The 15,515-nt window shown below is 72.0% G+C and carries 11 protein-coding genes; 6 read left to right on the top strand and 5 right to left on the bottom strand.

The features are described from left to right. Positions 1 to 36 precede the first annotated feature (36 nt). Positions 37 to 1,230, top strand: a complete 1,194-nt coding sequence (locus IE246_RS00505) for a phosphoglycerate kinase (RefSeq protein WP_189986948.1) — start codon at positions 37 to 39, stop codon at positions 1,228 to 1,230. 190 nt (positions 1,231 to 1,420) lie between these two features. Then, the gene (locus IE246_RS00500; RefSeq protein WP_373297837.1) at positions 1,421 to 3,034 is read left to right on the top strand and encodes a phosphoenolpyruvate carboxykinase; all 1,614 of its coding nucleotides are present in this window, start codon (positions 1,421 to 1,423) and stop codon (positions 3,032 to 3,034) included. A gap of 18 nt (positions 3,035 to 3,052) precedes the next feature. Here the strand turns inward: IE246_RS00500 and IE246_RS00495 are convergent, their stop codons facing one another. Continuing rightward, positions 3,053 to 3,829 (bottom strand): response regulator, encoded by a 777-nt coding sequence (locus IE246_RS00495; RefSeq protein ID WP_189986947.1) that lies wholly within the window; start codon positions 3,827 to 3,829, stop codon positions 3,053 to 3,055. A gap of 287 nt (positions 3,830 to 4,116) precedes the next feature. Between IE246_RS00495 and ftsH the strand changes: the two genes are divergently transcribed. The 4 genes from ftsH to IE246_RS00475 are packed head-to-tail and all read left to right on the top strand — an operon-like array spanning position 4,117 to position 9,244. Continuing rightward, the gene (gene ftsH, locus IE246_RS00490; RefSeq protein ID WP_229836162.1) at positions 4,117 to 6,057 is read left to right on the top strand and encodes an ATP-dependent zinc metalloprotease FtsH; all 1,941 of its coding nucleotides are present in this window, start codon (positions 4,117 to 4,119) and stop codon (positions 6,055 to 6,057) included. Between the two features lie 14 nt (positions 6,058 to 6,071). After that, entirely contained in the window at positions 6,072 to 7,010 is a 939-nt protein-coding gene (locus IE246_RS00485; protein WP_189986946.1) for a DnaJ C-terminal domain-containing protein, read from the top strand. Positions 7,011 to 7,025: 15 nt separating this feature from the next. Further along, a complete protein-coding gene (locus IE246_RS00480; protein WP_189986945.1) occupies positions 7,026 to 7,388 on the top strand; it encodes a chaperone modulator CbpM in 363 nt (120 codons plus the stop codon). Beyond that, positions 7,385 to 9,244: a PHA/PHB synthase family protein gene (locus IE246_RS00475; protein ID WP_229836142.1), complete on the top strand. Its 1,860-nt coding sequence runs from the start codon at positions 7,385 to 7,387 to the stop codon at positions 9,242 to 9,244. The genes IE246_RS00480 and IE246_RS00475 overlap by 4 nt, the downstream gene beginning before the upstream one ends. Before the next feature lie 97 nt (positions 9,245 to 9,341). On the opposite strand, the gene IE246_RS00470 is transcribed toward IE246_RS00475, so the two are convergent. From IE246_RS00470 to IE246_RS00455, 4 genes are all read right to left on the bottom strand, one after another. Then, entirely contained in the window at positions 9,342 to 9,791 is a 450-nt protein-coding gene (locus IE246_RS00470) for a phasin family protein (protein ID WP_189986944.1), read from the bottom strand. 104 nt (positions 9,792 to 9,895) lie between these two features. Beyond that, positions 9,896 to 10,798, bottom strand: coding sequence for a L,D-transpeptidase family protein (locus IE246_RS00465; RefSeq protein WP_229836140.1), 903 nt, complete (start codon positions 10,796 to 10,798; stop codon positions 9,896 to 9,898). A 223-nt stretch (positions 10,799 to 11,021) separates the two neighbouring features. Continuing rightward, entirely contained in the window at positions 11,022 to 14,201 is a 3,180-nt protein-coding gene (locus IE246_RS00460; RefSeq protein ID WP_189986942.1) for an efflux RND transporter permease subunit, read from the bottom strand. A 27-nt stretch (positions 14,202 to 14,228) separates the two neighbouring features. Beyond that, complete coding sequence (locus tag IE246_RS00455) at positions 14,229 to 15,419, bottom strand: efflux RND transporter periplasmic adaptor subunit (protein WP_189986941.1); 1,191 nt, start codon at positions 15,417 to 15,419, stop codon at positions 14,229 to 14,231. Positions 15,420 to 15,515 lie beyond the last annotated feature (96 nt).

The raw sequence follows: 15,515 nt of genomic DNA, 5'->3' as shown, positions 1-15,515 counted from the left end.
CCCGCCGACCACGTTACGAGATGGGGAAACCGGGCGATGGCCGCGTTCAAAACCCTCGATCAGGTCGATGTCGCCGGCCGGCGGGTGCTGGTCCGGCTCGACCTCAACGTTCCCATGAAGGACGGCCGCGTGACCGACGCGACCCGCATCGAGCGGGCCGCGCCGACGGTGCGCGAGCTGGCCGGCAAGGGGGCGAAGGTGATCGTCGCCTCGCATTACGGCCGGCCCAAGGGCAAGCGCGTTCCCGAGATGTCGCTGGCGCCGCTGGTCGACCCGTTGTCGGCCGCCGTCGGCCGCAAGGTGGCGTTCGCCGCCGACTGCGTCGGGCCGGACGCCGAGGCGGTGGTCGACGGCCTGGCGGACGGCGGCGTGGTGCTGCTGGAGAACCTGCGCTTCCACGCCGAGGAGGAGGCCAACGACCCGGCGTTCGCCGACGCGCTGGCGGCGCTCTGCGACCTGTACGTCGACGACGCGTTCTCCGCCGCGCACCGGGCGCATGCCTCGATCGACGGCGTGGCGCGCCGCCGCCCGGCCCATGCCGGCCGGCTGATGCAGGCCGAGCTGGAGGCCCTGAGCCGGGCGCTCGAGGCCCCGACCCGGCCGGTCGCCGCCGTCGTCGGCGGCGCCAAGGTGTCGACCAAGCTGGAGCTGCTCGGCAACCTGGTCGAGAAGGTCGACGTGCTGGCGATCGGCGGCGGCATGGCCAACACCTTCCTGTACGCCCAGGGCGTCGAGATCGGCAGCTCGCTGGCCGAGCGCGATCTCGCCGACACCGCCCGCGGGATCCTCGCCAAGGCCGAGGCCAAGGGCTGCGACATCCTGCTGGCGGTCGACGCGGTGGTCGCGGACAAGCTGGCCCCCGGGGTCGAGACCGCGGTGGTCGGGGTCGACGCGGTGCCGGCCGACAAGATGATCCTCGACGTCGGACCGGCGACCGTGGCGGCCATGGCGGAGCGGCTGGCGTCGTGCCGGACCCTGGTGTGGAACGGCCCGCTCGGCGCCTTCGAGACCGCGCCGTTCGACGCCGGCACCAACGCGCTGGCGAAAGCGGCGGCCGAACTGACCGACCAGGGCCGGCTGCTGACCGTGGCCGGCGGCGGCGACACCGTCGCGGCGCTCGCCCATGCCGGCGTGCTGGAGCGGTTCTCCTACGTCTCGACCGCCGGCGGCGCCTTCCTGGAGTGGCTCGAGGGCAAGGAACTGCCGGGCGTCGCGGTGCTCCGCGCCTGAGGGCAGTGACGACCCTGGTATCTGACATATTTCCCGGCGGGTTTGCGACAGAACGTCGCAGACCGAAGCTTGGCCCATCACCCGGGAACGGGCGGTGCGGTCGAACGTTGCGTTCGTGTGACGGGTCCCCTATCCAGAACGCGCATCAGCCGGCCGGGAACCACGGCCGATCGAGGGTGGAGGAAGCAGCGTGAACATTGTCGGTGAGACGGCGAGCCGCAGCGGGCTCGAGGCCCACGGCCTGACCAACCTGAAATCGGTGTACTGGAACCTCGGGCCGGCGGCGCTGTACGAGGAGGCGATCCGCCGCAACGAGGGCCTGATCACCGCCGGCGGCGCGCTTCTGGTCACCACCGGCGAGCACACCGGCCGGTCGCCCAAGGACAAGTTCATCGTCGAGAGCGACTCCACGCGCGGCGCCGTCGACTGGGGCGGGATCAACCAGCCGATCAGCCGCGAGCTGTTCGACACCATGCGGGCGCGGATCGCCGCTTACTACCACGGGCGCGACACCTTCGTGCTGGACTGCTTCGCCGGCGCCGACCCGGCCTACCGGCTGCCGGTGCGGGTCGTGACCGAGACCGCCTGGCACAACCTGTTCGCCCGCAACATGTTCATCCGCCCGGAGCCGTCGCAGCTCGTCGGCTTCGAGCCGGCGTTCACGATCCTGCACGCGCCCGGCCTGACCGCGCGCGGCAAGGAGGACGGCGTCAACTCCGGCACCTTCATCCTGGTCGACTTCGACCGCCGGATCATCCTGATCGGCGGCACCTGGTATGCCGGCGAGATCAAGAAGTCGATCTTCGGCGTGCTGAACTACCTGCTGCCCGAGCAGGGCGTGATGCCGATGCACTGTTCGGCCAACGTCGGCTCCAAGGGCGACGTGGCGGTGTTCTTCGGCCTGTCCGGCACCGGCAAGACGACGCTGTCGGCCGACGGTACCCGCACGCTGATCGGCGACGACGAGCACGGCTGGTCCGACCACGGCATCTTCAATTTCGAGGGCGGCTGCTACGCCAAGGTGATCCGGCTGTCGGCCGAGGCCGAGCCCGAGATCTGGGCCGCCAGCCACCGCTTCGGCACGGTGCTGGAAAACGTCGTGCACGACCCGGTCCACCGGACCCTGCTGCTGGACGACGACTCGCTGACCGAGAACACCCGCTCCTGCTATCCGATCGACTTCATCCCGAACACCTCGGCGACCGGCGTCGCCGGCCATCCGGTCAACCTGGTGATGCTGACCGCCGATGCCTTCGGGGTGCTGCCGCCGATCTCGAAGCTGACGCCCGAGCAGGCGATGTACCACTTCCTGTCCGGCTACACCGCCCGGGTCGCCGGCACCGAGAAGGGCCTCGGCAAGGAGCCGCAGGCGACCTTCTCGACCTGTTTCGGCGCGCCGTTCATGCCGCGCCACCCGTCGGTCTACGGCGCCATGCTGCGCGACAAGATCGCCAAGCACGGCGCCACCTGCTGGCTGGTCAACACCGGCTGGTCGGGCGGCCGCGCCGGTGCCGGCGGCGACCGCATGAAGATCGCCTACACCCGGGCCATGGTGCGGGCGGCGCTCGACGGGCGCCTGGCCGGCGCGCCGGTGCACGAGGACGGCCGGTTCGGCCTGCTGGTACCGGAGGCCTGCCCGGACGTGCCGAGCGAGGTGCTGCTGCCGCGCGGCGCCTGGGGCGACAAGAGCGCCTACGACGCCACCGCCCACGACCTGTGCGGCCGCTTCGAGGACAACTTCAAGAAGTTCGAGCCGTTCGTCGACGACAGCGTCAAGGCGGCCGGCATCAGGAAGGCGGCCTGAACCCCGGTCCGGCGGCGCTCAGCCGCCGGGCTGCTCGCCCGCTTCGGTCAGGACCCGGGCGAGGTCGTCGGACAGGGTCTTGCCGAGCCTGACTACCGGCACGTCCTCGGGCAGCCCGGCCAGTTCCGGGTGGCCGGCGTCGAACGAGGTCACCACCGCCACCGGCAGCCTAGCGGTCGGCCGGACGGTGCGGAGCGCCCGCAGCAGGTCGATCCCGGCCATGCCGTCGAGCACCGCCGAGCTCAGCACCACGTCCGGCTTTTCCGCGACCGCGAAGCGCAGCGCCTCGAACGGGTCGGACGAGGTCTGCGCCCGGTAGCCGCAGTTGGCGAGCTCGCGGGCCAGCATGTGGCCGAGGGTGCGGGCCCGGGTCACCACCAGCGCCCGTCCCGGCCGGCCGACGACGGTGTCCGGATCAAACTCGAAGAACGCCGGCAGCCCGCGCAGGATCGCGGCGGTGCGGTCCGGGTCGGGGTTGCGTCCGCCCTCGACGATGTCGACCAGGGCGTCGGCGAAGCGTTGCAGCTCGGCGACCGGCAGCGGCTTGGCGTCGGCGCTGGCCCCCAGGTACTCCTCGAACCGGTCGGCGACCAGCGAGATCGTCGGGAACCCGAAGGTCTTGCCGGCACCCTTCAGGTTGTGGATCTCGCGCGCCAGGTCGAGCAGCAGCGGGCGCGGGTCCTTCGGCGCGTTGGCCAGTCCGTTCAGGGCGAGCTGCGCCCGCGCCAGCCGGTCACCGGCGTCGTCAAGGAACTCGCCCGTCAGTCGGGCGACGATATCGTCGGCAATCGCCATGCGGGCCACCCCCAGGAACCTCGGTCTCCCCGCGCTGCAGAATGCGGGGAAGACCATGAACGCGACGTTAATGCGGCACCCCCGCCGCGGCGCGGGCCGGCGTGACGGCCAGGGCAGCGTGACGGGCAGGGGAGCGCAGGTCATACTCCGGGCGTCCTCCCGGGTCCATATGACCCGATGTCGGGTGCCAGGGGGTTGACCCAGGTCAAGGTGCCCGCCTCCGGGTCCTCCTAGGGTTGGTCCTCGGGGAGCGGGAGGCCCGCGAGACGGTCGTGGAGTGAGTTGCGGTGGAGCGACGCTGGATCTGGATCGTGCTGATCATGGCGGGGCTTCTGCTGCCGTTCTGGCTGGCGTCGCGCTACGAGGGGCAGCCGGGCGCGGCGGCGCCGATCGCCTATTCGACCTTCAAGAGCTTGCTGAACGAGGGCAAGGTCGAGAGCGTGACCATGCGCGGCGACGAGATCGCCGTGACGCTGGACGCGCCGATGGAAGTGCGCCCGGGGGTCGCCTCGCCGTCGGTCACCACCCGGATCCCGCCGGTCGGCGATCCGCAGCTGCTGCCGGCGCTGGAGCAGCACGGCGTGGCGACCACGGCGCTGCCGTCCGACGGCCGCGGCTGGTGGGTCTCGATGCTGCCGTGGCTGATCTTCATCGCCATCTACTTCTTCTTCTGGACCCGGTTCTCACGCGGCGTCGCCGGCGGCGGTTTCGGCGGCGGCGGGGTCGAGGACTTCCTGAAGGGCCGTGCCGCCAAGCAGGAGACCCAGACCAGGAAGGTGACGTTCGCCGACGTCGCCGGCCAGGACAACGCCAAGCGCGAGGTCGCCGAGCTGGTCGAGTTCCTGCGCGACCCGGACCGCTACCGCCGGCTCGGCGCCGAGCCGCCGCGCGGCATCCTGCTGATGGGCCCCCCGGGCACCGGCAAGACCCTGCTGGCGCGGGCGCTGGCCGGCGAGGCCGGGGTGCCGTTCTTCAACATCTCGGCCTCGGAGTTCATCGAGATGTTCGTCGGCGTCGGCGCCAGCCGGGTACGGTCGATGTTCGACGAGGCCAAGAAGCGGGCGCCGTCGATCCTGTTCATCGACGAGCTCGACGCGATCGGCCGGGTACGCGGCGCCGGCTTCGGCGGCGGCCACGACGAGCGCGAGCAGACCCTCAACCAGATCCTGTCGGAGATGGACGGCTTCGAGGGCCACGAGGCGGTGGTGGTGCTGGCCGCGACCAACCGGCCGGACGTGCTCGACCCGGCGCTGCTGCGGCCCGGCCGTTTCGACCGCCACGTCACCCTCGACCTGCCGGACAAGGCGGCGCGCGAGGCGATCCTGACGGTCCACGCCAAGGACAAGCCGATCGCCGGCGACGTCGACCTCGGGGTGATCGCCGCCGGCACCCCGGGCTTTTCCGGCGCCGACCTGAAGAACCTGATGAACGAGGCGGCGATCGCCTGCGCCCGCGAGAATGGCGACCGCATCGCCATGCGTCACGTCGACGAGGCCCGCGACCGGGTGATGATGGGGATGGAGCGCAAGCTGACCATCCGCCCGGAGGAGAAGCACCGGCTGGCGGTGCACGAGGCCGGCCACACGGCGGTCGCGCACGCCCTGCCGAACGCCGACCCGATCTACAAGGTGACGATCATTCCGCGCGGCCGGGCGCTGGGCGGCACCCACATGATCCCCGAGAAGGAGCACTACACCCAGTCGCGCGCCGAGCTGGAGGACCAGCTGGCGGTGCTGCTGGGCGGCCGGGCGGCCGAGCAGGTGCTGATCGGCGACGTCAGCTCGGGCGCCGACGACGACATCCGCCGGGCGACCCGGCTGGCCCGCGCCATGGTGTCGCGCTGGGGCATGTCGGACCAGCTCGGCCCGGTCGACCTGAGGCAGAGCGACGAGCACCCGTTCCTCGGCCGCGAGATGGCGCAGCCCCGCGAGTTCAGCGACGGCACCGCGCACGAGGTCGACATCGAGGTCCGGCGGATCCTGCACGAGGCCGAGTCCCGTGCGATCGCGGTGATCGAGGCCGGCCGGCCGGCGATCGAGAGGCTGATCGCCGAGCTCGAGCATGTCGAGACGCTCGACCGGGCGGCGGTGACGTCGTTCCTGGGCGAGCGCCGGGCCGACGCGGAGGCCGCGAGGGCCGGCGGCGAAAAGACCGGTGGTGCCCGGCCGCGAGCGTCCACCCCCAAGGCGGCGGCCCCCAAGGCGGCGGCCCCCAAGGCGGCGGAGTGACCGCGGAGCCGGGCATGGCGAAGACACCCTACGAGATCCTGGGCGTGGCGGCCGACGCCTCGCAGGACGACATCCGCAAGGCTTACCGTAAGCTGGCCAAGACGCTGCACCCCGACCTGAACCCCGGCGACGCGGCGGCCGAGGCGCGTTTCAAGGAGGTCACCCAGGCCTACCAGATCGTCGGCGACGAGGAGCGGCGCGGCCGCTACGACCGCGGCGAGATCGACGCCAGCGGGCAGGAGCGGCAACCGCACCCGTACTACCGCGAGCACGCCGGCGGCCCCGGCCATCACGACCACCCCTACCACTCGACCCGCGGCTTCGAGGATTTCGGCGACCTCGGCGACGTGTTCTCCGAGCTGTTCGGCCGCGATGCAGCCCACGGAGGCGGGCGTCGGCATCGGTTCCATGCCCGCGGCGGCGACGTCCGCTACCGCCTGGAGGTCGAGTTCCTGGACGCCGCCCGCGGCGCCCGCACCCGGGTGACCATGGCCGACGGCCGCACCCTGGACGTCCGGATCCCGGTCGGCGCCCGCGACGGCATGACGCTGCGGCTCGCCGGCCACGGCATGCCGGGCCACGGCGACGGGCCGCCCGGCGACGCCCTGATCGAGCTGGCGGTCCGGCCGCATCCGGTGTTCCGGCGCGACGGCGACGACATCCGCGTCGAGCTGCCGATCACCGTCGACGAGGCGGTGCTGGGCGGCAAGGTCCAGGTCCCGACGATCCACGGCCCGGTCGCCGTGACGGTGCCGAAGAACTCCAGCTCCGGCCGGGTGCTCCGGCTCAAGGGCAAGGGGGTGCGGGCCGCCGGTGACCACGGCGATCAGTTCGTCACCCTGCGGGTGGTGCTGCCGCCGCACGCCGATCCCGAACTCGAAGCCTTCATGAGCGAATGGCGACGGAACCGGGCATACGACCCGCGCGCCGACCTGATGAAGAAGGCCGGCTGACAATGGAGGCCCGCCATGCTTGACGTTGCGGCGGTGGTTGCCCAGGTGCACGGCCTGTCGGAAGAACGATTGATGGTCTGGGTCGAAGAGGGCTTGGTCCGTCCGGTCCGGCAGGAGGGTGTCCTGGCCTTCGCCGAGGTCGACGTCGCCCGCCTGCGGCTGCTGGTGACCCTGGAGAGCGACCTGGAGGTCGAGCGCGACACCGTGCCGATGGTGGTCGACCTGCTGGACCAGATCCACGGGCTGCGGCGGGCGCTGCGCACGCTCGGCGAGGCGGTGGCGCGGCAGCCGGCGGCGGTCCGCGACGACATCCGCGCGACCGTAGTGGCGCTGCAACGGACCGACGGGTCGCCCGTCGACGTGGAGGACGAGGGATGAGCAGCGTGACCCGAATCGGGCGCACCGGAATGGGGCGCACCGGGCCGGCCGACCCGGCGCCGGCCCCGAAACGCCCGGCGCCGGCATTCCCCATGCCGCTGGCCGATCTCGTCGAAGGGCCGGAGCCGCTGTGGGGCGGCATGGGCGGCGAGGCGGTCGACCGCCAGGTGCACGCGGCGATCGCCCGGCTGACCGGCGGCATCTCGCCGGCGTCGCTGGCTGAGGCCTACGGCGACTGGGCGATCCACCTGGCGATCTCGCCGGGCAAGCAGGCGCAGCTGCTGCAGAAGGCGGTGCGCAAGGCGGTCCGCCTGTGGCTGCATTCCTGCGAGTGCGCCGCCGGCGGCGGCACCGAGCCGTGCATCGCGCCGCTGCCGCAGGACCGGCGGTTCGCCGGCGAGGCGTGGCAGACCGCGCCCTACAACATGATCTACCAGTCGTTCCTGCTGACCCAGCAGTGGTGGCACAACGCCACCACCGGGATTCCCGGGGTGTCGCGGCACCACGAGCAGGTGGTCTCGTTCGTCGGCCGCCAGCTGCTCGACCTGATGTCGCCGTCCAACTTCGTGCCGACCAACCCGGAGATCCTGGCGACCACCCTGCGCGAGGGCGGCGCCAACCTGCAGCGCGGCATGGCCAACATGATCGCCGACTGGGAGCGCACCGTCGCCGGCCGGCCGCCGGTCGGCACCGAGGCGTTCCGGCCCGGCGAGACGGTGGCGGTGACCCCCGGCAAGGTGGTCTGGCGCAACGAGCTGATCGAGCTGATCCGCTACGCGCCGGCGACCGAGCAGGTGCATCCCGAGCCGGTGCTGATCGTGCCGGCCTGGATCATGAAGTACTACATCCTCGACCTGTCGCCGGAGAACTCGCTGGTGCGCTGGCTGGTCGGCCGGGGCCACACGGTGTTCATGATCTCCTGGCGCAACCCGGGGCCGGAGCAGCGCAACCTCGGCATGGACGACTACCTGCGGCTCGGGGTGATGGCGGCGCTGGACGCCGTCGAGCGCTCGATTCCGGGCCGCAAGGTGCATGCCGCCGGCTACTGCCTGGGCGGCACGCTGCTGTCGATCGCGGCGGCGGCGATGGCCCGCGACGGCGACGACCGGCTGGCCTCGATCACCCTGCTGGCCGCCCAGGTCGACTTCACCGAGGCCGGCGAGCTGACCCTGTTCATCGACGAGAGCCAGGTCCGGTTCCTCGAGGACATGATGTGGGAGCAGGGCTATCTCGACACCAAGCAGATGGCCGGCGCCTTCCAGCTGCTGCGGTCGAACGACCTGATCTGGTCGAGGATGGTGCGCAACTACCTGCTCGGCGAGCGCGAACAGGTCACCGACCTGATGGCCTGGAACGCCGACGCCACCCGCATGCCGTACCGCATGCACTCCGAGTACCTGCGCGGGCTGTTCCTCGACAACGACCTGGCCGAGGGCCGTTTCCACGTCGACGGCCGGTCGGTCAACCTGGCCGACATCCGGGCGCCGATCTTCGCCGTCGGCACCGAGCGCGACCACGTCGCACCCTGGCGGTCGGTCTACAAGATCACCACCCACCCGGCGGCCGAGGTCACCTTCCTGCTGACCTCGGGCGGCCACAACGCCGGCATCGTCAGCGAGCCCGGCCACCCGCACCGGCACTACCGGGTGTCGACCAAGGGGCTCGGCGACGTGTTCGTCGACCCGGACACCTGGGAGGCGGTGACGCCGGTGCGGGAGGGCTCATGGTGGCCGGAATGGCAGGCCTGGCTGGCCGCCCGGTCGGGGTCGCCGGAGCCGGCCGAACCGATCGTCTCGGCCCACAACGGCCGCTCGCCGATGCCGGACGCGCCGGGGGCCTACGTGCTGCAGCGCTGAGGCCGGCGGCTTCGCCGGCCTCGCAGGGCGTTCAGGCCAGGGCGCTCAGGCCAGGCGCTCAGGCCAGGCGCTCAGGCCAGGCGCTCAGGCCAGGCGCTCAGGCGCCGGGCTTCTCCGCGAGCGCGGCCGAGGCCAGCATCTCGCCGAACCCGGAGCAGGCGTACTGCATCTCGGCGGCGATCTCCGACAGCTTGCCGGCCTCCGCGGTGTAGTCCTCGACCGCCTGGCGGGCGAAGTCGGCATAGGCCTGCCACGCCTGTTCCGGCGACTCGGCCTCGAGGATCTGGCGCTGGCGCTCCAAATCGTCCTCCAGCCGGCGGATCACGAACCGGCTGGTCTCCTGCTGCAGCTTGCCGACGCCTTCCAGCATCGCCCGGTTGAGCTGCACCCAGGCGGTCATGGCGTGATGGTGGCCGGCAGCGAAGGGGTTGGCAGCCAGCGGATTGCCCGCGAGCACGTTGCCGGCGAAGGGATTCCCGGCAAAGGGACTTCCGGCGGTTCCGAACAGGGCCGTCGCCGACGGCCAGGCGGGGGCGGGCTTGGTCATGGCGGTCTCCTCGGCTTGCCGGCGTCGACGGGTGCCGTCGCCGTGGCCTCGATGACTGGCAGGCAACCGCCGCTCGCGCATTGAGAGAGATCAAGCGGCGGCGGTCATTCGCTGGGCAGCCGCACGGACCCGATCGAGATCAGCCCGGGTACCCCCTCGCGGGCCTCGGCGATCCGGCGCACTTCGGTCCAGTCGATCCGGACGTAGCCGGCGGCGTCGCCGACCCCGGCCCGGATCGCCTCGATCGGATCGGTCGGCGGCCAGTCGGCGAGCGACCGGCCGGCCTCGATCTCGTCGGCCTGGCGCTGGGTGGGGTGCGCCTCCAGGAACAGCCGGCCTTCCTGCCAGCCGACCTTGACCGGCTGGTCGACCACGGTGACCGGCGTGCCGATCCGGACGCTGTTGAACACGGTCTCGATGTCGGCCGGATACATTCGGATGCAGCCGTGGCTGACCCGCCGGCCGACCCCGTAGGGCAGGTTGGTGCCATGGATCCGGTAGAGCGGCCAGCCGAGTTCCAGGGCGTAGTCGCCGAGCGGGTTGTCGGGACCCGGCGGCACCGCCTTCGGCAGCTCGGGCTTCTCGGCGCGGATCGACGGCGGCGGCCACCAGGTCGGGTTCTTGCGCTTGCCGGTGATCGTGGTCTCGCCGTCCGGGGTCTCCAGCCCCTCGCTGCCGATCCCGATCGGCATGCTGGCGACCTCGCCGTCCTTGCCGAAATGGTAGAGCCGCAGCTCCGCCAGGTTGATGACGATGCCGCGGCGCGGGGCCGCCGGCAGGATGTGCTCCTGCGGAATGACGACCTCGGTGCCGGGCCGCGGCAGCCAGCGGTCGACCGCCGGGTTGGCGGCCGCCAGTTCGACGAAACCGACCCGGTAGGCCACCGCGATGTCGACCAGGGTGTCGCCGGGCCGCACGATGTGCAGGCGATTGCGGCCGATCAGGTCGTTGCGCGCGTCGACCGGTGCGGCGTCGACCGGTGCGGCATCGACCCGGGCCGCCGGCATCGCCGCGGCTGCCGCCAGCGTCAGCAGGCGGCGTCGGGACAGCTCCGGTCCCGGAACCGGGGGGACCGGGTCGGCAGGGCGTCGTGGCCGGTCAGGTCGCATGCATCGGCCCCACATTCCGCGACGTCGGCTCCGCCGCTCCGGCAGCGCCTTCCCGCTTGGTAGCCCCCGGGCCCGGCGACGGCAAGAGGCGACGCCGGCCGGGGCCGGCTCGGCCCGGCCGCTACTCGGCGGGACCGGGGGCCGGTTCGGGGGCCGACTCGACCTGGGCCGGCGGGCGCACCACGAAGCGGTAGATCGCCACGAAGAACGCCGGGACGAAGAACACCGCCAGCACGGTGGCCGAGATCATGCCGCCGAGCACCCCGAGGCCGATCGCGTTGCGGCTCTCCGATCCGGCGCCGGTGCTGATCGCCAGCGGCAGCACGCCGAGGCAGAACGCCAGCGAGGTCATCAGGATCGGCCGCAGGCGCTGGCGCGCCGCCTCGACCACGGCCTCGATCAGACCGGCCCCGGAATCGCGCAGCGACTTGGCGAACTCGACGATCAGGATGGCGTTCTTGGCCGACAGGCCGACCGTGGTCAGCAGCGCCACCTGGAAGTAGATGTCGTTCGGCAGGCCGGCCAGCCGGGCCGCCAGTACCGCACCGAGCACGCCGAGCGGCACCACCAGGATGACCGCCGCCGGCACCGACCAGCTCTCGTACAGCGCGGCCAGGCACAGGAACACCACCAGCACCGAGATCGCGTACAGCGCCGGCGCCTGGGCGCCCGACAGCCGCTCCTCGTAGGACAGGCCGGTCCACTCGTAGCCGATGCCCGGCGGCAGCTGGGCCATCAGCCGCTCCATGGTCGCCATCGCCTCGCCCGAGCTGATCCCCGGGGCGGCCGAGCCCTGGAGGTTCATCGACGGGTCGCCGTTGTAGCGCTCGAGCTTGGGCGAGCCGTAGCTCCAGCGGCCGGTCGCGAACGAGGCGAACGGCACCATGTCGCCCTTGGCGTTGCGGACGTACCAGCGGTCCAGGTCGCTCGGCAGCATGCGGAACCGCGCGTCGCCCTGGACGTAGACCTTCTTGATCCGGCCCTTCTCGACGAAGTCGTTGACGTAGGACGAGCCCCAGGCCGCCGCCAGGGTGCTGTTGACGTCCGCCAGCGACAGGCCGAGCGCCCGCGCCTTCTCGCGGTCGACCTCGACCCGGTACTGCGGGGTGTCCTCCATGCCGTTCGGCCGCACCCCGACCAGGGCCGGCTCGCGCGCGGCCAGGCCGAGCAGCTGGTTGCGGGCGCCCAGCAGGGCGGCGTGGCCGAGGCCGGCGCGGTCGACCAACTGCAGGTCGAAGCCGGTGGCGTTGCCGAGGCCCGGCACCGACGGCGGCATGATGGTGAACACCATGGCGTCCTTGACCGCCCACAGGCTGCGCATCGCCCGCCCGGCGACCGCGGCGGCCGACAGGTCCGGGGTCTCGCGCTCGCTCCAGTCCTTCAGGCGCACGAACGCCAGGCCCATGTTCTGGCCGCGGCCGGCGAAGCTGAAGCCGGTGATCGTGAACAGCCCCTCGACCGCCTGCGTCTCGGACTCCAGGAAGTGGCGCTCGACCGTCTTGGAGGTCTCCAGGGTGCGTTCCAGGGTGGCGCCCGGTGGCGCCGACCACAGCACGAACAGGGTGCCGCGGTCCTCGGTCGGCAGGAACGAGCTCGGCAGCTGCAGGAACACCCAGACCAGGCCGGCGACGATCGCCGCATAGGCGACGCCGTAGCGCGCGAACCGGTTGGCGGTCCGCCCGACGATCCCCTGATAGCCGCGGCTGGCGGCGTCGAAGCCGCGGTTGAACCAGCCGAACGGCCCGCGCCGCGCCGCCCCGTGCCCGCCCGGCCCGTGCCCGCTCACCCCGTGACCGCCGGCGGCTGGCTTCAGGAGGGTGGCGCACAGCGCCGGGGTCAGCACCAGGGCGACTACGACCGACAGCGCCATCGCCGACACGATGGTGATCGAGAACTGCCGGTAGATCGCGCCGGCCGAGCCGCCGAAGAACGCCATCGGCACGAACACCGCCGACAGCACCAGGGCGACGCCGACCAGGGCGCTGGTGATCTGCCGCATCGACTTGCGGGTCGCCTCGCGCGGCGGCAGCCCGTCCTCGGCCATCACCCGCTCGACGTTCTCGACCACCACGATGGCGTCGTCGACCAGCAGGCCGATCGCCAGCACCATGCCGAACATGGTCAGCGTGTTGATCGAGTACCCGAACGCGGCCAGCACCCCGAAGGTGCCGAGCAGCACCACCGGCACCGCGATGGTCGGGATCAGGGTCGCCCGGAAGCTCTGCAGGAACAGGTACATGACCAGGAACACCAGGACGATCGCCTCGCCCAGGGTCTTGATCACCTCCTCGATGGACAGCCGCACGAACGGGGTGGTGTCGTACGGGTAGATCGCTTCCAGTCCCGGCGGGAAGAACGGCTGGAACTCGGCGATCCGGGCGCGCACCGCCTCGGCGGTGTCGAGCGCGTTGGCGCCGGCCGCCAGCTTGATGCCGAGGCCGGCCGCCGGCTTGCCGTTGTAGCGGGCGGTGACCGCGTAGGTCTCGGAGCCGACCTCGATGCGGGCGACGTCGCGCAGCCGGACCTGCGAGCCGTCGGCGTTCACCCGGAGCAGGATGTTGCCGAACTCGTCCGGCGACTGCATGCGGGTCTGGGCGATGATCGAGGCGTTGAGCTGCTGGCCCGGCACCGCCGGCAGGCCGCCGATCTGGCCGGCCGAGACCTCGGCGTTCTCGGTCCGGATCGCCGCGATCACGTCGACCGCGGTGAGCTGGTGGCTGTACAGCCGGTTCGGGTCGAGCCAGATCCGCATGGCGTGCTGCGGACCGAACACGGTGACGTCGCCGACCCCCGGCACCCGGCTCACCGGGTTCTGCAGGTTGGACGCCACGTAGTCGGCGATGTCGCCCTGGGCGAGGCTGCCGTCCGGCGACACGAAGCCGACCACCATCAGGAAGTCGCTGGTGGCCTTGGTGACCGTCAGCCCCTGCTCCTGGACCTCCTGCGGCAGCAGCGGGGTCGCCAGCTGCAGCTTGTTCTGGACCTGGACCTGGGCGATGTCGGGATCGGCACCGGCGTCGAAGGTCAGGGTGACCTGGGCCTCGCCGGTCGAGTCGCTGGTCGACGACATGTAGCGGAGGTGGTCGATGCCGGTCATCTTCTGCTCGATGACCTGGGTGACCGCGTCCTCCAGGGTCCTGGCGGAGGCGCCCGGGTACTTGGCGTTCACCGTGACCGCCGGCGGCGCGATCTTCGGGTACTGCTCGACCGGCAGGCTGCCGATCGCCAGCGCCCCGGCCAGCATGATGACGATCGCGACCACCCAGGCGAACACCGGCCGGTCGATGAAGAACTGCGCCATGATCGGGTTCCTGAATTCCTGCCGCGCTCAGCGCGTGCCGGGGGCGAGCTCGGCGACCACCTGAACCTTGCTCGGGACCGCCGACACCCTGGTGCCGGGGCGGATCTTCTGCAGGCCCTCGACCACGATCCGGTCGCCCGGCTTCAACCCGGCGGAGACCAGCCAGCCGTTGCCGACCGCCTTGTCGGTCTGGATCGCGTGCGGCGACACGGTGTCGTCGGCGCCGACCAGCCAGACCCGGGCCTCGCCGTCGGCCGAGCGGAACACCGCCTGCTGCGGGACCAGGATGGCGTTCTCGCGCACGCCCTGCTCGACCCGGGCCCGCACGAACATCCCGGGCAGCAGCTCGGCGCGCGGGTTCGGCACCACCGCGCGCAGCTGCACGGTGCTGGTGTCGGCCTCGACGGTGACGTCGGAGAACAGCAGCTCGCCCTTCTCCGGATAGGCGGTACCGGCGGTGTCCAGCAGCACGGTGACCGCCGGGCGCCCGGCGTCGTGGCCCTCGACCCGGCCGGCCGCGAGGTCGCGGCGCAGCTGCGCCAGCTGCGCCAGCGACTGCGACAGGTCGACGTAGATCGGATCGAGCTGCTGCACCACCGCCAGGGCGGTCGCCTGGTTGGCGGTGACCAGCGCACCCTCGCTGATCGCCGACTTGCCGATCCGGCCGGCGATCGGCGACACCACGGTGGTGTAGTCGAGGTTGATCTCGGCCGCCTCGATGGCGGCGCGGGCCGCCGCGGCATCGGCCTCGGCCTGCTTCTGGGCGGCGACGGCGTCGTCGTAGTTCTGCCGGCTGACCGCGTTCGAGGTCAGCAGCTCCTTGTAGCGCCGGGCCTTGGCGCTGGTCGCCGCCACGTTGGCCTGGGCCTTCTGCAGCTCGGCCCTGGCGCTCGCCAGCCTGGCCTCGTAGGGCTTCGGGTCGATGCGGTACAGCGGCTGGCCGGCCGCGACCTCGCCGCCCTCGCGGAACAGCCGCTCGCGGACGATGCCGTCGACCTGCGGGCGGATTTCGGCGACCCGGAACGCCGAGGTCCGGCCCGGCAGCTCGACGGTCACCGGCAGCCGGCGGGCCTCTACGGTGGTGACGCCGACCTCGACCGGCGGCTGCTCCTGCTTCGGTGCGTGGGCGGTGCCCTGGCCCTGCTGCTCGCAGGCGGCGGCTCCAACGGTCAACAGGGCGACGACCGCCGCCCTTCGCAGCATTCTCAATCGTGACATGACCGGTCCTCTCGCGGGATCTCCGGATCCCGGAACCACGAACGGGCGGCGGGGCGGTTTCCGACGCGCCTGGACGCACTATGTACTGTAACGTAC

This window comes from Thalassobaculum fulvum, assembly GCF_014652915.1.
GTDB classification, from domain to species: domain Bacteria; phylum Pseudomonadota; class Alphaproteobacteria; order Thalassobaculales; family Thalassobaculaceae; genus Thalassobaculum_A; species Thalassobaculum_A fulvum.
Note: the sequence above shows the minus strand (reverse complement) of the source record. Positions and strands in the feature narration are given on the sequence as shown.